Raw genomic sequence first — 23,172 nt, 5'->3', positions numbered from 1 at the left:
GTTCCTTTCAAAGGCGAAGATCCAACCCATCAGCAGCGATTTCGTTGCGCCCGTTTACATGCGAATTCGGTTCTAGATGTACCTCGTCGGCGTCTACGTCAACGAGTGCAGATTGATCCATCTCCGAAGCCCCCTGTTTGTATTCTCCTTCGGAAAAACTGAAGCTGGAAGACTCATATCCCATCTCAGATAGGTAGCTGGAAAGCTGAATAATGTTCCGTTTGAACATGTCGATAGTTTCCGGCCTATCGGCCGAAATCGCTACCATCAATCCCCCGTCACTCTGCGATAAAGTAAATCGAACTCGGCCAAGTTCCACGGGCTTAAGGTCAACCTCCAGCTCGGAAGAGAATGTTCGAGATTTTTCTGAAGAAATTGAGGGCCGAACATTCGAATGGATATCAGCGCCGATTGGAATACGCACCAAACTTTGAACATCTACCCGACTGAGAACAGCCAGTACAGGATCCGAGAAATCGGAGCACATGGGAGGTTGGGATCCTGACTCTACGAACTCAGGTGTCATAGTTGACGGTGATGAATAAGGCACAGGCGGACCTGGGAGAACATTCGTAGGTGAATATTCATGCGAACTATTCACCTCCGAAAATGGTGACAATGCATTTGAAAGACCTTCATATTCTGGAGGGTTGATAGCTAGTGACCAAAGGTTAACCAGGGCCAGTAGTTTGTCCTTTTGAGGCAGGGTGAGGATATCTGCTAGCAACGGAACAAGCCCTCTGGAAGCTGTGCCGGACTTTCCTGAGGATAGGCTCTCTGACGACATTTCATCAACACCTTCATCTTGTATGTGTCCATATAGAGCACTTGTCGATGACTTAATGACATAGGACTTCCGAGGAACATAAAGTTCTACTCCACACCCGACTTCAGGTGGCTTTGCCGGTGTAGGTTGCAATGATGAGGTCGTATTGGGAAGGATATTTATGGACAGGGTTTTTGAGCCCGCAGTATCAGTACGCGAAGTTTCTAAATACGGATAGTGCATTGACGGTGAAGTGGCTTGTCCGATTAAGTTTCCAATAGTCGAGATTCGAAGTTCGACGGCTCTCCCAAATGATGGATCTATATGTGTGAGCTGCTGGGTTTGATGAAATCGTAGGGATGCAGAAATCGACGTCAATTTGATCGACATATTCGAGGGATTAGAAATTGATCCTACGCCATCGGTATTAGAAAAATGCGCTTGTGAGTTGAAATTTTCCTTATGCTGGGGGTCCGAAACTTCCTCATTTAGACCTATGATGAGGACTTCGCCATAGTGCTGTTTTTGATCCAAATTTCCATTAAATGGAGCTGCCCCAGCTGTCGATATCTTGTGAGGGCGTATATTTTCAGTTGACATATAATAAAGATCGAACTGCGGTTTTTCCATTCCGGGCAAATTTTCGCGTTCCCGATGAGTGTAATCGGTAACATACCCTTGCGAAAACTCTGCAATTACACCTGTAGAGAAAATATGTCGGTTTGGGTCAGTTTTGGGTTGAACAACCCAGTTAGGTGCCGTTCTGCTACTGTCACGCTCAATTTCGTTAATCGCGGTCAATCCGCCGGACATCACAAATTCATCGGCAATTTCGGATTTAGCGGGACGAGGCTCCTCCCGATGGCTGCGATAGATTGCAAGCACTCCGTTTATCACCTTTTGCGCAACCGGACCAGAGACAAGGGGATTATATTTTACCTTCCGTGAGTAATTCCGTGAACCTTCCCAAGAAAGGACAGACTGCTCACGCCGCCCATTTACACTCGGCAAATAACCTAAATTTACGCGACTTGTGCGTTGAGAAAATCTTTCAGTACCCATAGGCTTCGAAGGACATGCTTCGGAACTCTCCTCAGAAACTTGAGTGTGTTGATTGCCAGCAGTGTATTGCAAGCGGGGAGCCAATTCTATCCTCGAATTGCTAGCCATTTGAGTGGAGACTTTATTCCGCCCCCTCTGGGTGAGAGTAAACTCCGAAAGAAGATTGATAGGCAAATTTCCAAGATCCGCTTTTCGGTCAGAGGTTTGGCCAACTGACCATTTAGTCACAGAGTTCGGTTTGTAGGGTGCAACTGTCCTTGGTGGCTTCAATAATTCCAAGTTGGCATCCTTAACTTCGGCACTCTGCCATATACTCTGAGGTCTGACGTAGTTGCTTGGCTCGGAATTCTTGGCACTGATCGTCGGCTTGAAATAGTTTCTCCATTCTTCCTTACTATTCATCCGCCTTTCAAAGGAGCTCTCTATAGAATTCCTCGGTCTGTCGTGGCGTTCATCTCTCGGAGCGCTTTGGAAAGTCAATAACCTGTTGTGATGTAGACTAACCGATCTCTTTATATTTGACCTATACTTCGAACCTTCGGTGGTATCTCTGCTTTCTGAATTCAGCTCATCTCTAGAAAGGTGGTGTGGATCAATAGTCGCACCGGGCTTTGCATCTATTATCAGTCGTGAATGTTCGGCCGCACTCTTCACTTTCACTGCAAGTGGAGTATACATTTTGGAGTCTGCAATTTTTTCGTAGACGCCGGTATGTCGTTCGGAATCTATCCCATCGGCCCGGCTTTGTTTGAGCGCAATTTTGTTCTCACTATCAGGTTTAGTTAATTTCAGTCCATTACCTATTAGTTTCCTATTGGCCGGCGCTACATCTAGGCTCTGTGTCTGCAGTCTTGACAGCGTCGATTGAGCTATTTCCTTCGTATCTGTGTTGTGAAAGTTCTGTAATATCTGCATAACACCGCTCTTCAGCTCATTCATTAAATGAGACGTTTCTTTCGTTTCGCGCATAATAGCGGTAGTGAGGCTTCCAGGGAGCACATTTTTTGAAATTTCTGATAAACCTTTGGAAGGTGCTCCATCTGTTCTCGACCATCGATTTGATGGCGGTACATCACTTTCTATTGCATCTTTTTTCCAGAGTGGAGTGCATTCTGAAATGCCGAAGGTTTCCGCTGAGAGGTATTTCGCTCCTCTGAAGCTTGCATCCGCTTGATTTGAGATAGGTTGAGTTTCGCCGATCAATTTGGCATTTGCCAATATTTCCGTGGCGCAAACCTTTTCGTCTATCGCCTTCTCTTTGCTTTCGCCACTAAGTTCTTGTGGAGTATTTTGGCTTCTACTGTGTCCGCCACAGTGGTTTAATATAAGATCTTGATATCCTAGGGTGTTTTGAAATTCTCCTCTATTGTATGATATTTTCGGTGTGTGCGCCAGTACTTCGCTCGAATGAATTGATTCATCGGAAATATCTCTGTCGATAGTTATTTCCTCGGGTTGCTCCCTGTCAGTTTCGCAATTCTGCACGGTTTCGCACGTTTCAGTTTTGGCACCTACTTTTTCGTCAGTTCGCTTCTGTTGAGGTGGAATGCGAACAGACTCTGATTCATCAAATGCAGACGTGGGTCCCTTTTGTGGGCCAGGGTGCGAACTTGTTCCATTCTTGAGTGCGCTGAGGATGGTTTGGAAGTCTGCTTGTCCGTCCGGTTCCAATGCCTTGGCTCCGTTTCGGATCTGCAGGGGGCCTATCGCGCCGCCGGATAGTTGGTTCAGCATGGTCACTCCGGGAATTCTTCCGTTCGGAGTATGTATCCGCAACATCGTTACTACTTCTTTACCGCGTTGGATCTAGAAGACAGGAGATGAGTCGAATTGGAGTAAACGATGGAAATTTCACAACGATCGCCCGTAGTAGCCGGAAGCCCCGATCGATTGCGAGCGTCTGCAGTTCGCCTCGAGGCTACTTTTCTTGCCGAAATGCTGAAGTCCGCCGGCTTTGGTGAGAGCAGGGATGCGTTCGGGGGTGGGCTCGGGGAGGAGCGGTTCTCATCCTTCTTGCGTGAGGAACATGCGCGGTCATTGGCTGAGAACGGCGGGATCGGTTTGGCCGAAGCCATCTATAGAGCATTGAAGGAGAGAAGCGATGACCAAGGATAATTCTGCTGCGGTTTCGGAAGCGCTGAGTAATTTGCTTGATCTTGAACGTCAGGCCCTGCTTGTGGGTGACCTCAAGACGATCGGAATCTTGCTCGAGGAAAAGTCGGTGTTGGTCGGACAGTTGGCGAACCAGAATGCCGACTCTGGGGACGGTCTTCAGCCGGTCCAGGCCAAGCTGAAGCGCAATCAGGAGCTGTTTGATCAGGCTCTCGCCGGAATTCGGAATGTCGCGGATCGCCTGGGCATCTTGCGCGAGATTCGGCGCTCCATGAATGTATATGATGCGCAAGGTCGTCGAGAAGTCATCGCCGAGCTTCAGGAAAGGCGCCTCGAGAAGAAGGCCTGATGGCTTTCCTTAAAATGCGTGGCACCGCAATCGCTCGAGTTAGGACTCCGTTAGGATCCCAAGTGCATGGTGTGCCACGCATCCCCAGAGGATGGCGCAGCGGGTGGGACGCCTGACCTGCATTCGTCAGAAAGACGTTCAAGAAAGCCGCGTGGCGGCAATTCAAATCCGGCGCAAAGCGCTGCATGAATGTAAGGACGAAAAGAACGATGTCTAGCATCCTGACGAACAATGGCGCCATGGTGGCGCTTCAGACTCTCAAGTCGATCAACTCCAATCTCGCCACGACGCAGAGCGAGATTTCCACAGGCAAATCGGTGGCAAGTGCAAAGGACAACGCGGCCGTCTGGGCGATTTCCAAGGTCATGGAAGCCGACGTGAAGGGCTTCAAGGGCATCTCGGACAGCCTCAACCTCGGTCAGTCCACCGTTTCCGTCGCGCGTTCCGCGTCCGAAACGGTGACGGAGCTTCTGACCGACATCAAGGGCAAGGTCGTCGCGGCCCAAGAAGAGAACGTGGATCGCGCCAAGATACAAACGGATATCAACGCTCTTCGTGACCAGATCTCGGCTGTTGTCGGAGCTGCGCAATTCAACGGCCTCAATCTGCTTTCCAACACGGACAAGACGGCAGGAACCGGCAGCATCAATGTCCTTGCATCTCTTGACCGCTCCGGCACCGGCGTCACTGCCAGTGACATCAGCGTCGGCAAGCAGGATCTCGGTACAGCAGCTTCCGCCATTACCGGGACGGCACAAGCCACCGGCGGTACGCAAATGTCCGGCGCGGCAGCCGGCACGGCAGTCGTTCTCACCGGCGCTGGTACCGCTCCGACCACGACCTTCACCATCGTTCCGACCGAAGTCGCCGCAGGCGTCGGCTATACGATCACGTTGTCTGCCGGTGCCGCAGGACTGGCAGACGCGAATACGTCATCGTCGACCGGCAAGCCGTCGGAAATCATGTACGTAGCTCGTGACGGCGACACCGCACAGGATGTTTTCGACGGCCTCAACGCCGATCTGACCAAGCACTTGGAAGCCAACGGAATCGACTCCTCCGAACTTTCCATGGCGTTCAATTCGTCGACTGGCGCGGTTACCGTCACCGGCTCCACGACAACCGGCAACAACGTCACAGTGCGTGGTGATACCTATGCTGCCACCGGTAACACCGTCGGTGGTCGCCTCGAAGCACTGTCCGAAATCGACGTCACTACGCAATCGGGTGTCGACAGCGCGCTCACCGAGATTGAGGGTCTGATCCAGACTGCCATCGATTCGGCATCGAATTTCGGTTCCGTTCAGGGCCGGATTGAAACGCAGACCAACTTCATCTCCAGCCTGACCGACTCACTCAAGTCCGGCATCGGCACCCTCGTGGATGCAGATATGGAAGAAGCATCGGCTCGACTGCAGGCGCTTCAGGTTCAGCAGCAGTTGGGTGTCCAAGCGCTCTCTATTGCGAACCAGGCCCCGCAGTCGCTTCTGTCGCTCTTCCGCTGAAGCGGATTTTCCGGAGGCCGGCAACCCCGGCCTCCGGGCTTTGAGACCTGAACGTAAATCCCACAGAGTCAGAAGGTTCTGCCGTGAACGCCCAAACGATGGCTCAAAAAGCCTACTCACAATCCGCAGCAAGCACGCGTACAGATCGCGCGATCGAATACGACATGATCGCCAAGATCACCTACCGCATCAAATCTGCGGCGGAGGCCGGCCCGACTGCGTATCCTCAACTAGTTCAAGCCCTGTACGATAATCGTCGGCTGTGGACGACATTGGCTGTCGACGTTGCCGACAAGAACAACCAGCTTCCGAGTGAACTGCGCGCGCAGATCTTCTATCTTTCTGAATTCATTCAGGTTCAGACCGGAAAGGTGCTGGCACGGAAGGCACGCCTTGCGCCAATTCTGGAAGTGAATGCCGCAATTCTGCGAGGATTGAGCGGAAGGAGATCGGAAAGATGAGTGGACTGGTTCTCAAACTCGGCCCTCGAGAGCGGGTACTGATAAACGGTGCTGTCATCGAGAATGGAGACCGGCGCAGCCGGTTGTCGATCGTGACGCCGAATGCACATATTCTAAGGTTGAGGGACGCCATCCATCCCGAAGAAGCGCGCACGCCAGTACGAAGAATTTGCTACGCTGCCCAACTGATCCTCACTGGCGACGTGGTGCCCGAAGATGCACGCCCACAACTCTTGCGCAACATCGAAGAGCTCAGTCGTATCCTGACAGATCCAGACAGCCGCAAGCTACTTACCAGTGCCACTGATGCAGTGCTGGATGGACAATACTATCAAAGCTTGAAGGCACTCCGTTCACTCATTCCACGAGAAGATCGCCTGTTTGCTGCAACGAGGCAATAGCTGGCGCTCTGAACTGAGCTACCCCCCGAAATTCGGACACTGACATAAGCTACGATTTGCAGTCTGCTGATCTTCGACGAGAAGGAGATCAGAGATGTCGAAACGGAAGCAGCACGCGCCTGAGTTCAAGGCGAAGGTCGCGCTGGAAGCCCTGAAAGGCGAGGAGACGGCTGCCGAACTGGCAAGCCGGTTCGGGGTGCATCCGACGATGATCCATCAATGGAAGCGAGCCCTGCTCGAAGGCGCCTCCGGTGTGTTCGAACGCGGGGGCCGCAAGAAGCCGGAGATTGACGAGGAGCAGGTGAAGGAGCTCCACGCCAAGATCGGGGAGCTGGCGGTGGCCAACTCTTTTTTGGAACGAAAGCTGAAGCCCTGGGGCGGGAAGTGAGGCGCGGCATGATCGAGCCTGACCACCTGGATCTGTCGATCGGCCAGCAGTGCAAGTTGCTGTCGATCGCGCGTTCGTCTTTCTACTACACGCCCAAGGGCGAGACCGAACAGAACCTCGGCCTGATGCGGCGGATCGACGAGCAGTTCTTGGAGACGCCGTTCTTCGGTGTCCGGCAAATGACCTGGCACCTGCGCAACGACGGCCACCTAGTGAACGAGAAGCGCATCCGGCGGCTGATGCGCCTGATGGGGCTAGTGCCGATTTACCAGAAGCCCAACACGAGCAGGCCGACGAAGGGCCACAAGACCTATCCCTACCTGCTCAGAGGTCTACGGGTGGAACGCCCGAACCAGGTCTGGTGCTCGGATATCACCTACCTGCCCATGCGGCGCGGGTTCCTATACCTCGTGGCGATCATGGACTGGCATACCCGCAAGGTCCTGTCCTGGCGGATCTCGAACACGCTGGAGGCCGACTTCTGTGTCGAGGCGCTGAACGAGGCCATCCACAAGTTCGGCCCGCCAGAGATAATGAATACGGATCAGGGATCCCAGTTCACGTCCTTTGCCTGGACGGATCGGCTCCGCCGGTCCAGCGTGCGCATATCGATGGATGGGAAGGGCCGTTTCCTCGACAATATCTTCATCGAGAGGCTGTGGCGCACCCTGAAATACGAGTGCGTTTACCTGCATGCCTGGGAGACCGGATCGGAGACGAAAGCGGCGATCCGGAAATGGATGACCTTCTACAACCACCAGCGCCCGCATTCAGCCTTGGGCGGCCAGCCCCCGGCGCTGGTCTACTGGCAGAGAAATGATATCAACCAACCCGATCAGCAGGTGCAACGAGTAGCTTAATTTACGCCAGATCCTGTCCAAGAGATGGGGAGTAGCTCAGCTGGCTCGGTTGATGGGCAATGCGCATCAACCGAGACAGAAACGCAAAGCTCGTTCGTTTTTCAGAGGCTAACTTACGTGCCCTGCGCGAAGCAGTCCAAAAAACCGCGAAGGTCTGGATTTCGCGCTAACCACTTGAAAAATATATAAAGCGCGGTCACATCCCGACCGCGGCACGCGAAAAACTTTGCGCGCACCTACAGCCCCTCAAAAGTCCAGATTTTCGACACTTAGCGCGTTCTGCTGGATGAATTCCCGGCGCGGTTCGACCACGTCTCCCATCAGTTTGGTGAAGAGGTCGTCCGCTTCGGCCATGTCGTCGATGCGCACCTGAAGCAGGGTTCTCGCGTCCGGGTCCAGCGTGGTTTCCCAGAGCTGGCCGGGGTTCATCTCTCCCAGACCCTTGTAGCGTTGCAGCGCGAGGCCTTTCTCGCCCTCTTCGAGGACCGCGGCGAGCAGTCCGAGTGGCCCGTGCACCGCCTGGCGCCGGTCCTTGCGTTCCAGGACGACCGGCGTTTCGTAGATCGCCTGCAGCGCCTTCGTGAAACTGCCGGTCTTGCGCGCCTCGCCGGAGCGGAGCATCGGACCGTCAAGGGTGCGGACCTCTTCCACGCCGCGCAGGATCCGCGCCAGACGCATGCCGCGATCCTGGGTGATGCGGCCCTGCCAGCCCTTTTCATATTCCACGGCGATCAGATCGAGGCGGGTCGCGACCTTGTCGGCCACGCCCTGCAGATCCTGGTCGACGGCCCCCGGAGTGAAAGCCCCGGCAATCGCCGCCTGTTCGAGGATATGGCGGGGATAGTGGGTCGGGAAGGCATCGAGCACGCGCTTGAGCTGCCGAGCCTCTTCGATCACCCGTACCAGATCCTGGCCGGTGATGACTTCACCGTTGCCGAGCGCAAGCTGCGCCCCGTCGGTGCCCTGCTGGATCAGGTAGTCGTCCAGCGCCGTCTGGTCCTTCACGTAGACTTCGGACTTGCCGCGGGTCACCTTGAACAGCGGCGGCTGTGCGATGTAGAGGAAGCCCCCTTCGATGAGCTGCGGCATCTGCCGGTAGAAGAAGGTCAGAAGCAGCGTTCGGATATGGGCGCCGTCGACGTCGGCGTCGGTCATGATGACGATCTTGTGGTAGCGCAGCTTGGAGATGTTGAACTCGTCCCGGCCGATGCCGGTGCCGAGCGCCATCACGAGGTTGCCGATCTCCTGGCTGCCGAGCATGCGGTCGAAGCGCGCCCGTTCCACGTTGAGAATCTTTCCCCGAAGCGGGAGAACAGCCTGGGTGCCGCGATCGCGGCCGGTTTGGGCCGAACCTCCGGCGGAGTCCCCCTCGACCAGGAACAGTTCGGTCTTGGACGGATCCTTCTCGGAACAATCCTTGAGCTTGCCGGCCAGGTAATTCACATCCATCGCGGTCTTGCGCCGGGTCAGTTCGCGGGCCTTGCGGGCGGCTTCGCGCGCAAGCGCGGCCTCCACGATCTTGCCGACGATGATCTTGGCTTCGCCCGGGTGCTCCTCGAACCATTCGGTCAGCTTCTCGTTCACGAGGTTCTCGACCGCAGGCCTCACCTCGGACGAAACGAGCTTGTCCTTGGTCTGGGATGAGAACTTCGGATCGGGCACCTTGACCGACAGAACGCAGGTCAGACCCTCGCGGGCGTCGTCTCCGGTGAAGGTGACCTTCTCGCGCTTGGCGATGCCGCTGTCGGTGGCGTAGCGGGTCAGGGTCCGCGTCAGCGCGCCCCGGAATCCGGCCATATGGGTGCCGCCGTCCCGCTGCGGGATGTTGTTGGTGAAGGGCAGGACGTTCTCGTGGTAGCTGTCGTTCCACCACATCGCCACCTCGACGCCGATGCCGTCCCGCTCCCCGGTCATGTAGATCGGTTCCGGCATCACCGAATGCTTGGAGCGGTCGAGATATTTCACGAACTCCCGGACGCCGCCATCGTAGTGCAGCTCCGAGCGCAGCGGTTCCGCGGGGCGCTCGTCCTCCAGGATGATCCGCACGCCGGAATTCAGGAAGGCCAGCTCGCGCAGGCGCTTCTCCAGGGTCTCGAAGCTGTAGTCGAGGTTGGAAAAGGTCCCGGTGGAGGCGAGGAACCGCACTTCGGTCCCCTTTTCGCCCACGGCATCGCCCACGACGCGCAGATGCTCGACCGTGTTTCCATGCTCGAAACGGGCGTAGTGCTCCTTGCCGTTGCGCCAGATGCGCAATTCCAGCCAGACCGACAGCGCGTTCACGACCGAGACTCCGACGCCGTGCAGACCGCCGGAGACCTTGTAGGAATTCTGATCGAATTTCCCGCCCGCGTGTAGCTGGGTCATGATGACTTCGGCCGCGGAAACGCCTTCTTCGGTGTGCATGTCGACGGGGATGCCGCGGCCGTTGTCGCGCACCGAGACGCTGTTGTCGGCATGGATCTTGACGTTCACGGCGTCGGCATGACCGGCCAGTGCCTCGTCGATGCCGTTGTCCACGACTTCGTACACCATGTGGTGCAGGCCGGAGCCGTCATCGGTGTCGCCGATATACATGCCGGGGCGCTTGCGAACCGCCTCCAAGCCTTTGAGAACCTTGATGGAATCAGCGCCGTATTCTTCAGGTGCGCCTGTAGCTTCGGCCATTCCGAAATCCTTCTTGATTTTTGTGGTTTTTATACGGGCAAACGCGGGGATTGTCACGCCGGTGACACAAGATTTGGTGTCTTCAGGAGGTCTTTTCAACGAATGATTGGCCGTCCCGTTCGGTGACCTCGAGGTACTGCGCGCGCGTGCCGAGATCGGCGAACAACTCGGCTCCGGTGCCGGTCATCCAGGCCTGTGCCCGCAGCGCGCAGATCTCGTCATAGAGCGCCGCGCGGCGGGCGGAATCGAGGTGCGCGGCGATTTCGTCGAGCAGCAGGATGGGCGGTGCGCCGACGTCCTCCGCCAGCGCGCGGGCATTGGCCAGGATGAGCGAGATCAGCAGGGCCTTTTGCTCGCCGGTCGAGCAGTCGGAGGCGGGCACGCCCTTGGCTGCGAAGGTTCCGAACAGATCGGCGCGGTGGGGGCCGACAAGCGTGCGCCCGGCGGCCATGTCGCGGAACCGGCTCTCGGCCAGTGCCTCGGCGAGATCGGCGGCGGAGGCGGGGATGTCAGCCTCGGTCGAGATCAGTTCGAGATCCGCCACCGGAAAGGCGGTTTCCGCCCCCTCCTGCGCTTGTGACAGGCGCGCAAGCGTGTCCTTGCGGTTCTGCTGGAGCGCGGCGCCGGCCTGCGCCATCTGGCCCTCCAGCGCCGCATACCAGTGTGCGTCGCGGATCTGGTCCTTCAGCAGCCGGTTGCGCTCTCGCATCGCCTTTTCGTAACCGAGCGTGGCCTCGGCATGATCCGGAAAGAAACTGAGCGCCATGCGGTCGAGAAAGCGCCGCCGCCCCTCCGGCGCCTCGATCCAGAGACGGTCCATCGACGGGACGAGCCACAGCACCCGCGCTGCGCGGCCCAGCGCCGTCTGGGGCGCGGGCTTGCCGTCGATCCGAACGTCGCGCGCCGCGCCCTCGTCGGAGCGGAAGTCGATGTCGTGCGGCCCGTCGGGCCCCAGGAGAAGGCCGGACACCTTCCAGCCCAACGCTTCGGGCCGGCGCGTCATCTCGCGCGCCGAGGCGCGGCGCATGCCGCGACCGGGGGAGAACAGCGAAACCGCTTCGATGAGATTGGTCTTGCCCGCGCCATTGGGGCCGTGAATCGCGACCGGGCGCGCGTCAAGCTCCACCACCGCGCGCTTGTGCGAGCGGAAGTGCGACAGGGTCAGCGAGGACAGGTAGAGCGACGTCACCGGAGGGCTCCGATTTTTCGACGAAAAATCGCGGCCCCGCGGGTCACACGCGCATCGGCATCACGACGTAGACCGCGCTGGTGTCGGTGCCTTCGCGCATCAGGGTCGGATCGCCGGAGGAATTGAACATGAACACCGCGTTCTCGCGATCGACCTGGCTGGCGATTTCCAGCAGGTACTTCGCGTTGAACCCGATCTCCAGCGGCTCGTCCGCATAGGCGACGGCCAGTTCTTCCTCGGCGGCACCGCTGTCGGGCGCGTTCACCGACAGGATCAGCCGATCCTCGTCCAGTTGCAGCTTGACCGCGCGCGAGCGTTCCGAGGACACCGTCGCCACGCGATCCACCGCCTTGGCGAATTCGCTGGCGTCCACCTCGAGCCGACGGGTGTTCCCGGTGGGAATGACGCGGGAATAATCCGGGAAAGTGCCGTCGATCACCTTGGACGTGAGGGTGATGTCCGGCGTCGCAAAGCGCACCTTGGTTTCGGACACCGACACCGCGATATCCATCTCGTCCTCGTCCAGAAGCTTGCGCAGTTCGCCCACGGTCTTGCGCGGCACGATCACGCCGGGCATCGCCTCGGCGCTCGGCGGAAGCGGCGCGTCGATCCGGGCCAGACGGTGACCGTCGGTCGCCACGCAGCGCAGGACCCGGCCGTCTTCGCTGTCGGACACGTGCATGTAGACGCCGTTCAGGTAATAGCGCGTCTCTTCGGTCGAGATCGCGAACTTGGACTTGTCGAACAGGCGGCGCAGCACTTCGGCCTTGGCGGTGAAGTTCGCGGAATATTCCGAACTCGCCATGACCGGAAAGTCTTCCTTGGGCAGCGTGGCCAGGCTGAAGGTCGACCGGCCCGCGGCGACGGTCAGCCGCCCGGACGCGCCGTCTTCCGACAACTGGACCAAGGCGCCGTCCGGCAGCTTTCGGACGATTTCGTGCAGCGTCACCGCCGATACCGTCGTGGCGCCTGCGCGTTCGACCTGGGCAAGCGTCTTGTCGAGCACCTCGATATCCAGATCCGTTGCGCGGAAACTGGCGGTCTCGCCTTCGGCCTCGATCAGGACATTGGCGAGGATCGGTATCGTGTTCCGGCGCTCGACCACCGATTGCGCCTGGCTGACGGCCTTGAGCAATGCCGCGCGTTCAATACTGAATTTCATCCCCACACCCTCCGCTGGCCGGAGGCGCAGACTAGCGTCATGCCGCGACCTCTCCAACCCTGTTTCCGCGATTGATCCGGGACTTTTCCCGCATCGTCAAGGGCAGGGGGCCGCGCAATGCGGCCCCGACGGCATTTGTTGTCCCGAGGACTCAGGCTTCGAGCGCCCGGCGCAGCAATTCCACGTCGTCGGCAATCTGGCTGTCCTGCCCGCGCAGCTCCTCGATCCGCTTGACCCCGTGCATCACCGTGGTGTGGTCGCGCCCGCCGAACCGGCGACCGATCTCGGGCAGGGAGCGCGACGTGAGTTGCTTGCACAAATACATGGCAACCTGGCGGGGCCGGGCGAAATTGCGCACCCGCTTCGGACCGATCAGGTCGGAGAGGCGGATGTTGTAGTGCTCGGCCACCTTGCGCTGGATCTCCTCGATCGAGATCTTGCGGTCCGAGGCGCGCAGCACATCGGCGAGGCAATCCTGCGTCAGCTCCATGGTGATCGGCTGGCCGACCAGCGAGGCGAAGGCAAAGAGGCGGGTCAGCGCGCCTTCGAGCACGCGGACGTTGGTAGAGATGCGATGCGCCAGGAATTCGAGGATATTGTCCTCGAGCTGCAGCGACGGGTACTGCGTGCGGTAGTTCTGCACCTTGCTCTGAAGGATGCCCAGGCGCAGTTCGTAATCGGTCGGGTGCAGATCGACCACGAGGCCGGATTGCAGCCGTGACCGGATGCGGTTTTCGAGATCCTTGATCTCGTCCGGCGCGCGGTCGGCGGAGATGATGATCTGCTTGTTCTGATCCACCAGCGCGTTGAAGGTGTGAAAGAACTCCTCCTGGGTGGAATCCTTGCCGGCGATGAACTGGACGTCATCGACCATCAGCACGTCGACCGAGCGGAACAGCTCCTTGAAGTCCATCATCTTGCGCTCGCGCAGCGCCTGCACGAAGCGGTACATGAACTGTTCGGCCGAGAGATAGAGAACGTTCAGATCGGGGCGGCGGGTGCGCAGTTCCCAGGCGATGGCGTGCATGAGGTGGGTCTTGCCGAGGCCGACACCACCATAGAGGAACAGCGGGTTGAAGGTGACGGTGCCGCCCTCGCCGACACGACGCGCGGCGGCATGGGCCAGCTCGTTCGGCTTGCCGACAACGAAGCTGTCGAAGGTGAATCGCCCGTCCAGCGGCGCGCCCGGCAGCAGGTCTCCCTGTGCGGCGGGCGGCTGCGGCGCGGGTTTCGGCCGTGCCGTGGCCGGGCGCTGGTTGTTCGCGACCCGAAACTGAAGCCGGCGGACCTGTCCGTCCACGCTCGTCAGATGCGACAGCAGAAGGTCGCCGAAATTCTGCGACACGTAAGTGCCGATGAAGTTGGTCGGCACGAGAAAGACGGCAACGCCATCATCTTCCACGCCGTTGTATTCGAGTGGTTTGATCCAGGCCTTGTAGTTGTTTTCCCCGATCGTATCACTCAGCCTGTCCTGCAACGCGCCCCATTGTTCCTGTGTCATTCTGTCCCCGCTCCGTTATGACCAGTGCACACCATCACCGTTTAAGCAGGCACCCGCCTGAGGCGCCCGACGGGTCCCGTGCCCGGAGACAGAGCATGCTTTCCCGTACCGCAGCGGCACGGGCCGGACCGGTTTCCCGTTCCAGTAGGCTATCCGCACAGGCATACGTGCCCTTCCGATGCCGGAAAGGATCAAAAATGCCTGGCGCGGTAGCGCAACATGTCTTTGGACTGGCAGGGTTTTCACCCCAACTCGGCGATCCGCAGCAGACCGTCAAAGCCTCGGAGAGACGCCCACAAAATGCGTGGTGCCGATCCGTTTGCCTGTCCCCCCAAGCGATGTGACTCGCTCGGTGAAATTACCAACCTTCCGCGAACCCCGGCAACCGAACTTCATTCTTGACTCCGGGAAAACGCGAAAAGAATCTCGGACGGGAATATATGGTTGGAGAAATAGAAAAAGGCGCCACATATGGTGGCGCCTTCCGATTAACAACTATGCCACTGTGGCTTTTCAGCCAAGCGCCTTAACGCGCGACGACAGGCGCGACATCTTGCGAGCGGCGGTGTTCTTGTGGACGACGCCCTTGGTCACGCCGCGCATCAGCTCGGGCTGTGCGACGCGCAGAGCGGTTGCCGCTGCGTCCTTGTCGCCGGATGCGATCGCTTCTTCGACCTTGCGGAGGAAGGTGCGGATCCGCGAACGGCGGGCCTTGTTGAGGGCGAAGCGCTTCTCGTTCTGACGAGCGCGTTTCTTGGACTGGGGCGAATTTGCCATGATGATCGGTCCTTGGGTCTGTGTTCAAAACTCGGCGCGCAATGGCACTCAGAGTCCGGACCCATTGGTCGGAACCGATTCTTGCCTGAGCGGGCTTCACGCGCATGTAGCGGCGGCCTATACAGGCCTTTGCAAGGTTTGAAAAGCCTTGACGTGCCACCGGCGGACCAGAAGGGATCTTCGGCCCGCCGGAGAGGTGTCAGCGGTCGCGGAATTGCGCGGTGCGCTTTTCCTGGAAGGCTGCCATGCCTTCCTTCTGGTCCTCGGTCGCGAACAGCGAATGGAACAGGCGACGTTCGAACAGGATACCCTCGGTGAGGGTCGTCTCGTAGGCGCGGTTGACGGCCTGTTTCGCGGCAATCGACGCGAGCAGGGATTTCTCCGCGATCTTGGCGGCGGCCTGCTGCGCCTCTTCCATGAGCTGCTTGGCCGGCACGACGCGGCTGACAAGCCCGGCGCGCTCGGCTTCTTCGGCATCCATGAAGCGCCCGGTCAGGTGCATGTCCATCGACTTGGACTTGCCCACGAAACGGGTCAGGCGCTGTGTTCCGCCGATCCCGGCGATCACGCCGAGATTGATTTCGGGCTGACCGAATTTGGCATTGTCGGCGCAGATGATGAAATCGCACATCATCGCAAGCTCGCAACCGCCGCCCAGCGCGTAGCCGGACACGGCCGCGATGACGGGCTTGCGCACCTTCGACACCGCCTCTGTCGCGGGTTCGAAGAAATCTCCGAGGAACATGTCCACGAAGCTCTTTTCCGACATCTCCTTGATGTCGGCCCCGGCGGCAAAGGCCTTGGCCGATCCGGTCAGGATGATGCAGCGCACCTTGTCGTTCGCATCAACCTCGCCGAACGCCTGCGCCAGCTCGCTCAGCAGGCGGCTGTTGAGCGCATTGAGCGCATCCGGGCGGTTCAGGGTGATGGTGGCGACGTGGTCCTCTACTTCGACGATGATCGTCTCAAAGGCCATGACTTCTGGCTCCAGTCGTTTGCGTCAACGTGCAGCCATACCAGCTTGGGCACGGCGATCAAGTTATCTTTGACAGCCCGGACAGTAGAACGAAGAGCGCCCGGACTGGACGATCCGGTGCACGGTGTTCGTGCAATCCGGGGTGCGGCAGGGCTGGCCTTCACGCCCGTATACGTCGAAACTGTGCTGGAAATATCCAAGCTCGCCATCGGCTTGCCGGAAATCCCGCAGCGACGATCCACCCGCTGCGATGGCCTCCCGCAGGACCTCGCGGATCACCGGAACCAGCGCCGCGATGCGCGCTTCCGAGATCCGGTTGACGCGGCGTCCCGGGTGAATGCCGCAACGGAACAGCGCCTCGCAGACGTAGATATTGCCCAGCCCCGCGACGATTTTCTGATCGAGAAGCGCCGATTTCACCGGCATCGACCGCCCGCGCAGGGCGTCGACCAGGTGCGCTTCGTGAAAATCGTTCCCGAGGGGTTCGGGTCCGAGCGCGGCAAGAAGCGGGTGCGTCCCTGCCGCATCCGTCGCCATCAGGTCCATCGCCCCGAACCGGCGCGGGTCGTTGAAGGTGATGCGTGCCCCGCCCTCCATGTCGAACACGACGTGGTCGTGTTTCTCCGGCGCGGGGTGGTCATGCACGAACCGTCCCAGCGCATCGCCGGAGACCAGCATCCGCCCCGACATGCCCAGATGGATCAGCAGGGTCTCGGCGCTGTCGAGATCCGCCAGGATGTACTTGGAGCGCCGCCGCAACCGCAGAACCGTCTTTCCCGTCAGGCGTTCCGCCATCCGTTCGGGGAAGGGCCAGCGCAGATCGGGGCGGTTGATCGCGGCGCGCGCGATGCGGACGCCCTCCATCACCGGGTGCAGGCCCGCAAGGACGGTTTCGACTTCGGGCAATTCTGGCATGGCGGCTCTCCGGCGGACGGCAGGGTTATGTAGTCATTCCGGGGCCGGGGTAAACAGTCCCGGCCTTCGGGCCTTGCCGCCGCCTGGCGCATCGCGCCACATTGCAGCCCGGGCCTGACGCTCTATAAGGTGCATCGACCACGACAGGGGCAAAGGCTCAATGGCGGACCATACGGACAAGACCACGCATTTCGGCTTCACCGACATCCCGGAGAGCGAAAAGGCCGGGCGCGTGCGCGGCGTCTTCGGGTCCGTGGCGTCGAAATACGATGTGATGAACGACGCCATGTCCTTCGGGATCCACCGCATCTGGAAGGATGCGATGATGGACTGGCTCGCCCCGCGCCGCGGCCAGCGGCTGCTCGACGTTGCGGGCGGCACCGGCGACATCTCGTTCCGCTTCCTGAAGCGCGCGGGCGCGGGCCATGCGACCGTCCTCGACCTGACCGAACCCATGCTCATCGAAGGCCGCAAGCGCGCCGAGGCGGACGCCATGGCGGACAGCCTCGACTGGGTGGTGGGCGACGCGATGGCACTGCCCTTTCCCGACAACAGTTTCGACGTCTACACGATCTCCTTCGGCATCAGGAACGTGACCCGCCCGCAGGAGGCGCTGAACGAAGCCTTCCGCGTGCTGCGCCCCGGCGGTCGCCTGATGGTTCTGGAGTTCAGCCAGATCCCGAACGAGCTCATGCAGAAGGTCTACGATCTTTATTCCTTCAATATCATTCCGCGCATGGGGCAGGTGATCGCGCAGGACCGCGACAGCTACCAGTACCTTGTGGAATCGATCCGCAAATTCCCGGATCAGGAAACCTTTCTCGGGATGGTCCGCGCGGCGGGGTTCGGCAATGCCAAGTACCGGAACCTGAGCATGGGGATTGCCTGCCTGCACTCCGGCTGGAAGCTCTGACATGAAGGGTCCGCACAATATCTGGCGCCTGATCCGGACCGGCGCGACGCTGGAACGGACCGGCGCGATGGGGGTCGTTCTCGACGCTTTCGATGCGCCCCGTTCCCTGCGGATCGCCGCCCGCACCCTGGCCTGGCCGTTCAAGTGGTTGGGATACGAGGGCGATCCGACCATGCCGCCCGCCACCCGTGCGCTGACGGCCCTCGGTCCGGCCTACATCAAGTTCGGACAGGTGCTCTCGACACGTCCTGACGTGGTGGGTGACGAACTGGCCCAGCAACTGCGCGTTCTTCAGGATCGGCTTCCGCCGTTCTCGGTCGAAGCCGCCAAGGAACAGGTGGAATCCGAGCTCGGCATGCCGGTCGATGCGCTGTTTTCCGAGTTCAGCGAACCCGTCGCGGCCGCGTCCATCGCGCAGGTCCACAAGGCGGTGCTGCGCGACACCGACAGGATCGTCGCGGTCAAGGTGCTGAGGCCCGGGATCGAACGCGCCTTCCGCAAGGATATCGACGCCTTCTACTTCTCTGCCGGGGTGATCGAAATTCTCTCTCCCGCCTCGCGGCGCCTGCGCCCGCGCGACGTCATCGCGCATTTCGAAGGCGTGGTGATGGGCGAATTGGACCTGCGCCTCGAAAGCGCCTCGGCCAGCGAATTTTCCGCGAACACGGTCGGCGATTCCGGCTTTCAACTGCCGGAGGTCGTCTGGGGCCTCTCCGGTCGGCGGGTGATGACGATGAGCTGGGCGGAGGGTCTTCCGCTTGGGGACAACGAGGCGCTGGATGCCGCCGGTCACGACCGCGTCGCGCTGAGCGAACGTGTCCTGCAGCTGTTCCTGAACCACGCCTTGCGCGACGGTTTCTTCCATGCCGACATGCATCAGGGCAACCTCAAGGTCGCTGCCAACGGCGACATCATCGCCTATGATTTCGGGATCATGGGGCAGATCGACGAATACACGCGCCGCGTCTACGCCGAGATCCTCTACGGGTTCATCCGCCGGGATTACCGCCGCGTCGCCGAGGTGCATTTCGAAGCGGGATACGTGCCAGCCGACCGCGACGTCGCCGAATTCGCGCGCGCGCTGCGGGCCGTGGGCGAGCCGATCTTCGGCATGGATGCGACCCGCATCTCGATGGCCCGTCTCCTGTCCTACCTGTTCGAAGTCACCGAGCGGTTCGGCATGAGAACGCGGACAGAGCTGATCCTGCTGCAACGGACCATGGTCGTGGTCGAAGGCGTGGCGCGGTCGCTCAATCCCCACATGAACATCTGGCACGTCGCGCATCCCGTCGTGGAGGATTACATCAAGACCTCCATCGGGCCCCGCGCCATGCTGCGCGACCTTTCCAAGACCGCGATGATCCTCGGCCGCTTCGGCCCCCGCCTTCCCGGCCTCGTCGAAGCCGCGCTGATCGACCAATCGAGAGATCCCGCGCCGCGTCCGGGGCCGACATGGCTGTCCCGCGCAGCCTGGGCCGGCGCCGGAGCGGTGCTGGGCGCTGCCGCGCTGGCCTGCTGGCTTTCACTCGCCTGATCCCGGGGGTTCGTGTGGCGGTGGGTCTTCGGCCGACTCGAATCGATGAGCGCCGTTGTTGCCGGACACACGCATGACGCGAAACTTGTTATTATATTGTATGTCTAGCGTGTATGACCGCCAGATGCGCCGAGGGACCACAGATGTTGCCATTGTGCCACGGGTCTTGGCGCTACATCTGCCGGCGCAAGGTTTTCCTCAAAGTAAACCTATGAACTTAACGTGAGTTTTGTTAACCAGTTCCTAATAAAAAGATTTCTAACGAGCAGGCAGACAGGCAGATGGGAACGGGCTTTCGGGGCACGTTCGTCATATCCTGGTCGCAGACAAGCATCGACGGTCTCGAGGCAGCACCGCCTTCGTCCCTGCAGGTGGGGACCGCATGGTCATGGTGCGGCGAGACGGTCAGGGTGGACGGGCCCGGCGGGCTTCTTGAACTGCACCAGGCTGATGGCGACGCGAACATTCGACGCCGCGCGGCAAAGATGGTCCGCCGGTTGGCAGGAGCGGCAATCCGCAATACGACCCGGCTTGACGAGGTCGAGGTCGCGCATCCGATGACGGACGAGAACTTTGTCGTCACCGACGGCCGGGTCAGCTACACCGTGACCCTCATCGAGGTGCAGGGCGGGGCGCATCCCCTGTTGATGTTCCTGAACGAGATGCCTCCGCGGAATGTCGATCTCTGGGTCGTGCATCACTCCATCAAGCCCGAGATCGACCGTGTCACCGCCGAACAGGCCGGCGGCGTGATCTGCTTCACGCCGGGCACGCGCATCCTGACGCCGGACGGCACGCAGGTCCGCGTGCAGGATCTGCGCGAAGGCGACATGGTCCAGACCAAGGACAACGGCGCCCAGGAAATCCGCTGGATCGGCAGCCGCCGCATGACGGGAGCGCGGCTTTTCGCGATGCCGAAGCTGCGCCCGATCCGCATATGCTCGGACGCCTTCGGGCTGAAGCGCCCGGACGAGGAATTCCTCGTGTCTCCGGAGCACCGGATGCTGATCACCGGACCGGTGGCGCGCGCCCTGTTCAATACCGGAGAGGTGCTGGTCGCGGCCAAGGATCTGGTGAACGGCACCACCGTCACGCGGGATGTCTCGGTGCGCGAAGTGACCTATGTCCACCTGCTGCTTCCGCGCCACGAGGTGCTGTTCGCGAACGGGATCGGAACCGAAAGCTTTCACCCGAAGAACACCGAACTCAGCACCATCGGGGAAACCGACCGCGATCGGCTGTTCGCGCTGCTGCCGCAGGTCGGGGTCAATCCGGACAGCTACGGCGGCCACGCGCGACGCAACCTGTCGTCCTCCGAGGCGGCCATCCTGCGCCACGAAGCGGCCTGACCGGCCGCTTCCCGAACCCGATTACCCTCAGTCGCGAAGTTCGTCCGGCTCGACGCCCCAGACGGTTGTCTTGGGCGCCCAGCCCTCGTAGCCGCCCGCCGACAATTCGCACCAGTCCTTCGTGCAATCCCCGAGCCGGGCGATCACCCCGAGCGCCAGCTTGGCGGACACCGGGGAGTTGGCATCGGACCTGTCGTGCAGTTCCAGCATGTCCCGTTCCACCAGAACCGTCCGCACACCGGACAACAGCGAATAATGCACCCAGCCGCCGGCACCGTCGCGGTCGCGCACCCGGCGCCAGTGGCCGTGCTCTGCCGTGATCTCCAGCGGCATGTCGCGCCGGGTATAGATCCAGTCGATCCTGTGGGTCAGCGACGGTCCGCGCCGCACGTTGCCTTCGTTGGCCTTCATCGAAACGAACCGCGGCAGCGGCAGGTTCGTGACCGCGCCTCGTTCCTCGTCGGATGCCGATGCCACGGATCCCGTCGTGAGGATCACCATCAGCCCCGCACACAGTGCTTTCCAGATCATTGCCCGCATCCTGCCCGTGATTTTCCGGCGGGGTTCTTGTGCCCCGTCCGCACATGATCCACTGTGCCCGGGCCGAGAGCCGAAAGGAAGCGAGGGGAGGTCGCGATGCCGAATAATCGCCTGAGTGTTGTCGTTACGCGACGCCTGCCGGACGTGGTCGAAACCCGTCTGACGGAATTGTTCGATGTCAGGCTGCGCGACGACGACACGCCGATGTCGCGACCGGAGCTTGCCGCGGCGATGGCGGATGCCGATGTCCTCGTGCCCACCATCACCGACCAGATCGACGCCGGGCTGATCGGGCAGGCCGGCAATCGTCTGAAGCTGATCGCCAATTTCGGCGCTGGCGTCGATCACATCGACGTGGAAACCGCGCGCAGGCGGGGCATTCTGGTGTCCAACACGCCCGGCGCGATGACCGACGACACCGCCGACATGGTCATGGGGCTGATGCTGGCGGTCACCCGCCGGATGCAGGAAGGCCTGTCGGTGATGCAGTCCGGCGAATGGCAGGGCTGGGCGCCCACCGCGTTCCTCGGTTCCCGACTCGGCGGGAAGCGGCTCGGCATTCTCGGTATGGGGCGGATCGGACAGGCCGTCGCGCGGAGGGCCCGCGCCTTCGGCATGCAGATCCACTACCACAATCGCCGCCGCCTGCGTCCCGAGGTCGAGGGCGCGCTGGAATCGACCTGGTGGGAAAGCCTCGATCAGATGGTCGCGCGGATGGACGTGATCTCGGTCAATTGCCCGCATACGCCGTCGACCTTCCACCTGCTGAACGCCCGCCGTCTCAAGCTGCTGAAGCCGAGCGCGGTGCTGATCAACACCTCCCGCGGCGAGGTCATCGACGAGAATGCCCTCACCCGGATGCTCAAGGCGGGCGAGATCGCGGGCGCCGGGCTGGACGTCTACCAGCACGGCATCAAGGGCAACCCGGAGCTCGTGAACATGGCGAACGTCGTGATGCTGCCGCACATGGGATCCGCCACCATGGAGGGGCGGGTCGAGATGGGCGAAAAGGTCATCATCAACGTCAAGACCTTCGCGGACGGGCACCGCCCGCCGGACCAGGTCGTTCCCTCGATGCTGTGACGCGGCGGGCGCGATTGTCCGCTTTTCCTGCCGGGGCCGGATGACACCCGGTCCCGCTGTTGCTAAGCAGGCGCGAGCCGTATGCGAGGAACCGAAGATTTGCTGATTGAAGATACCAAGCTCGCCGGGGTGAAGATCATCACCCCCAAACGATTTGGCGACGACCGCGGGTTTTTCTCGGAAAGCTGGAGCCGGAAGGCGATGGAGGCGGCCGGGCTGCAGTTCGACTGGGTTCAGGACAACCATTCGCTGAGCGCCCGGGTCGGCACGGTGCGCGGCCTGCATTTCCAGGCGCCGCCCCATGCGCAGGACAAGCTGGTGCGCTGCGGCAAGGGACGTCTTTTCGATGTCGCCGTGGACATCCGCAAGGGTTCGCCCACCTTCGGTCAGTGGATCGGTGAAGAGCTGAGCTTCGAGAACGGCCGCCAGCTTCTGATCCCCGCCGGGTTCCTGCACGGCTTCGTGACGCGCGAACCGGATACCGAGATCATCTACAAGTGCTCGGACTACTATGCCCCCGAATGCGACGGTGCGGTGCGGTTCGACTGCCCCGACATCGGCATCGAATGGGCGCTGGACGGGGTCGAACCCGTGCTGTCCGAAAAGGACGCCAAGGCGCCGGTGCTGGCCGGGTTCGACAGCCCGTTCGTTTTCGAAGGATAAGC

At 60.4% G+C, this 23,172-nt stretch carries 20 protein-coding genes; 11 read left to right on the top strand and 9 right to left on the bottom strand.

The window, feature by feature from the left end:
• Positions 1 to 7: 7 nt before the first annotated feature.
• Entirely contained in the window at positions 8 to 3,562 is a 3,555-nt protein-coding gene (locus ACN0RJ_RS00995) for a flagellar hook-length control protein FliK (RefSeq protein ID WP_417723402.1), read from the bottom strand.
• Between the two features lie 108 nt (positions 3,563 to 3,670).
• Here ACN0RJ_RS00995 and ACN0RJ_RS00990 point away from each other — a divergent pair, with 108 nt between their 5' ends.
• The 6 genes from ACN0RJ_RS00990 (at position 3,671) to ACN0RJ_RS00965 (ending at position 7,904) form a co-directional block, all read left to right on the top strand.
• On the top strand, positions 3,671 to 3,943 hold the full coding sequence (locus ACN0RJ_RS00990; RefSeq protein ID WP_417723145.1) for a rod-binding protein: 273 nt from the start codon (positions 3,671 to 3,673) through the stop codon (positions 3,941 to 3,943).
• On the top strand, positions 3,930 to 4,289 hold the full coding sequence (locus tag ACN0RJ_RS00985) for a flagellar protein FlgN (protein ID WP_417723144.1): 360 nt from the start codon (positions 3,930 to 3,932) through the stop codon (positions 4,287 to 4,289). Before ACN0RJ_RS00990 ends, ACN0RJ_RS00985 begins: the two co-directional genes overlap by 14 nt.
• 209 nt (positions 4,290 to 4,498) lie before the next feature.
• Positions 4,499 to 5,794, top strand: a complete 1,296-nt coding sequence (locus ACN0RJ_RS00980) for a flagellin (RefSeq protein WP_417723143.1) — start codon at positions 4,499 to 4,501, stop codon at positions 5,792 to 5,794.
• Between the two features lie 83 nt (positions 5,795 to 5,877).
• On the top strand, positions 5,878 to 6,255 hold the full coding sequence (gene flaF / locus ACN0RJ_RS00975; RefSeq protein ID WP_417718809.1) for a flagellar biosynthesis regulator FlaF: 378 nt from the start codon (positions 5,878 to 5,880) through the stop codon (positions 6,253 to 6,255).
• Positions 6,252 to 6,656 carry a flagellar biosynthesis repressor FlbT gene (gene flbT, locus ACN0RJ_RS00970; protein WP_417718810.1) on the top strand — a complete coding sequence of 135 codons (405 nt, stop codon included), beginning with the start codon at positions 6,252 to 6,254 and terminating at the stop codon, positions 6,654 to 6,656. Before flaF ends, flbT begins: the two co-directional genes overlap by 4 nt.
• A gap of 94 nt (positions 6,657 to 6,750) precedes the next feature.
• A protein-coding gene (locus ACN0RJ_RS00965; RefSeq protein ID WP_417723142.1) for an IS3 family transposase occupies positions 6,751 to 7,904 on the top strand; the annotation gives its coding sequence in 2 pieces (ribosomal slippage) (positions 6,751 to 7,003 and positions 7,003 to 7,904; 1,155 coding nt in all).
• A gap of 246 nt (positions 7,905 to 8,150) precedes the next feature.
• Here ACN0RJ_RS00965 and gyrB read toward each other — a convergent pair.
• The 7 genes from gyrB to mutM all read right to left on the bottom strand — a co-directional run bounded on the left by gyrB (position 8,151) and on the right by mutM (position 17,088).
• Positions 8,151 to 10,568, bottom strand: a complete 2,418-nt coding sequence (gene gyrB / locus ACN0RJ_RS00960; protein WP_417723141.1) for a DNA topoisomerase (ATP-hydrolyzing) subunit B — start codon at positions 10,566 to 10,568, stop codon at positions 8,151 to 8,153.
• A gap of 82 nt (positions 10,569 to 10,650) precedes the next feature.
• Positions 10,651 to 11,757 (bottom strand): DNA replication/repair protein RecF, encoded by a 1,107-nt coding sequence (gene recF, locus ACN0RJ_RS00955; RefSeq protein WP_417723140.1) that lies wholly within the window; start codon positions 11,755 to 11,757, stop codon positions 10,651 to 10,653.
• 43 nt (positions 11,758 to 11,800) lie between these two features.
• Positions 11,801 to 12,919 (bottom strand): DNA polymerase III subunit beta, encoded by a 1,119-nt coding sequence (dnaN, locus tag ACN0RJ_RS00950; RefSeq protein WP_417723139.1) that lies wholly within the window; start codon positions 12,917 to 12,919, stop codon positions 11,801 to 11,803.
• Positions 12,920 to 13,070: 151 nt separating this feature from the next.
• Positions 13,071 to 14,420: a chromosomal replication initiator protein DnaA gene (dnaA, locus tag ACN0RJ_RS00945; protein WP_417723138.1), complete on the bottom strand. Its 1,350-nt coding sequence runs from the start codon at positions 14,418 to 14,420 to the stop codon at positions 13,071 to 13,073.
• A 513-nt stretch (positions 14,421 to 14,933) separates the two neighbouring features.
• The gene (gene rpsT, locus ACN0RJ_RS00940) at positions 14,934 to 15,197 is read right to left on the bottom strand and encodes a 30S ribosomal protein S20 (protein ID WP_417723137.1); all 264 of its coding nucleotides are present in this window, start codon (positions 15,195 to 15,197) and stop codon (positions 14,934 to 14,936) included.
• A 199-nt stretch (positions 15,198 to 15,396) separates the two neighbouring features.
• The gene (locus ACN0RJ_RS00935) at positions 15,397 to 16,173 is read right to left on the bottom strand and encodes an enoyl-CoA hydratase (protein ID WP_417723136.1); all 777 of its coding nucleotides are present in this window, start codon (positions 16,171 to 16,173) and stop codon (positions 15,397 to 15,399) included.
• Positions 16,174 to 16,236: 63 nt separating this feature from the next.
• Positions 16,237 to 17,088 (bottom strand): bifunctional DNA-formamidopyrimidine glycosylase/DNA-(apurinic or apyrimidinic site) lyase, encoded by an 852-nt coding sequence (mutM, locus tag ACN0RJ_RS00930; protein WP_417723135.1) that lies wholly within the window; start codon positions 17,086 to 17,088, stop codon positions 16,237 to 16,239.
• 160 nt (positions 17,089 to 17,248) lie between these two features.
• Between mutM and ubiE the strand changes: the two genes are divergently transcribed.
• The 3 genes from ubiE to ACN0RJ_RS00915 all read left to right on the top strand — a co-directional run bounded on the left by ubiE (position 17,249) and on the right by ACN0RJ_RS00915 (position 20,884).
• Complete coding sequence (gene ubiE, locus ACN0RJ_RS00925) at positions 17,249 to 18,001, top strand: bifunctional demethylmenaquinone methyltransferase/2-methoxy-6-polyprenyl-1,4-benzoquinol methylase UbiE (RefSeq protein ID WP_417723134.1); 753 nt, start codon at positions 17,249 to 17,251, stop codon at positions 17,999 to 18,001.
• Between the two features lies 1 nt (position 18,002).
• Positions 18,003 to 19,535, top strand: a complete 1,533-nt coding sequence (gene ubiB / locus ACN0RJ_RS00920; RefSeq protein WP_417723133.1) for a 2-polyprenylphenol 6-hydroxylase — start codon at positions 18,003 to 18,005, stop codon at positions 19,533 to 19,535.
• A gap of 281 nt (positions 19,536 to 19,816) precedes the next feature.
• Positions 19,817 to 20,884 (top strand): Hint domain-containing protein, encoded by a 1,068-nt coding sequence (locus tag ACN0RJ_RS00915; protein WP_417723132.1) that lies wholly within the window; start codon positions 19,817 to 19,819, stop codon positions 20,882 to 20,884.
• A gap of 27 nt (positions 20,885 to 20,911) precedes the next feature.
• Here the strand turns inward: ACN0RJ_RS00915 and ACN0RJ_RS00910 are convergent, their stop codons facing one another.
• The gene (locus ACN0RJ_RS00910; protein WP_417723131.1) at positions 20,912 to 21,415 is read right to left on the bottom strand and encodes an SH3 domain-containing protein; all 504 of its coding nucleotides are present in this window, start codon (positions 21,413 to 21,415) and stop codon (positions 20,912 to 20,914) included.
• Positions 21,416 to 21,520: 105 nt separating this feature from the next.
• Between ACN0RJ_RS00910 and ACN0RJ_RS00905 the strand changes: the two genes are divergently transcribed.
• Both ACN0RJ_RS00905 and rfbC read left to right on the top strand, forming a co-directional pair.
• Positions 21,521 to 22,507 (top strand): 2-hydroxyacid dehydrogenase, encoded by a 987-nt coding sequence (locus ACN0RJ_RS00905; protein WP_417723130.1) that lies wholly within the window; start codon positions 21,521 to 21,523, stop codon positions 22,505 to 22,507.
• A 99-nt stretch (positions 22,508 to 22,606) separates the two neighbouring features.
• Positions 22,607 to 23,170 (top strand): dTDP-4-dehydrorhamnose 3,5-epimerase, encoded by a 564-nt coding sequence (gene rfbC, locus ACN0RJ_RS00900; RefSeq protein WP_417723129.1) that lies wholly within the window; start codon positions 22,607 to 22,609, stop codon positions 23,168 to 23,170.
• Positions 23,171 to 23,172: the final 2 nt, after the last annotated feature.

The sequence above is a fragment of the Salipiger sp. genome, from assembly GCF_048261495.1.
Classification (GTDB): Bacteria; Pseudomonadota; Alphaproteobacteria; order Rhodobacterales; family Rhodobacteraceae; genus Salipiger.
Note: the sequence above shows the minus strand (reverse complement) of the source record. Positions and strands in the feature narration are given on the sequence as shown.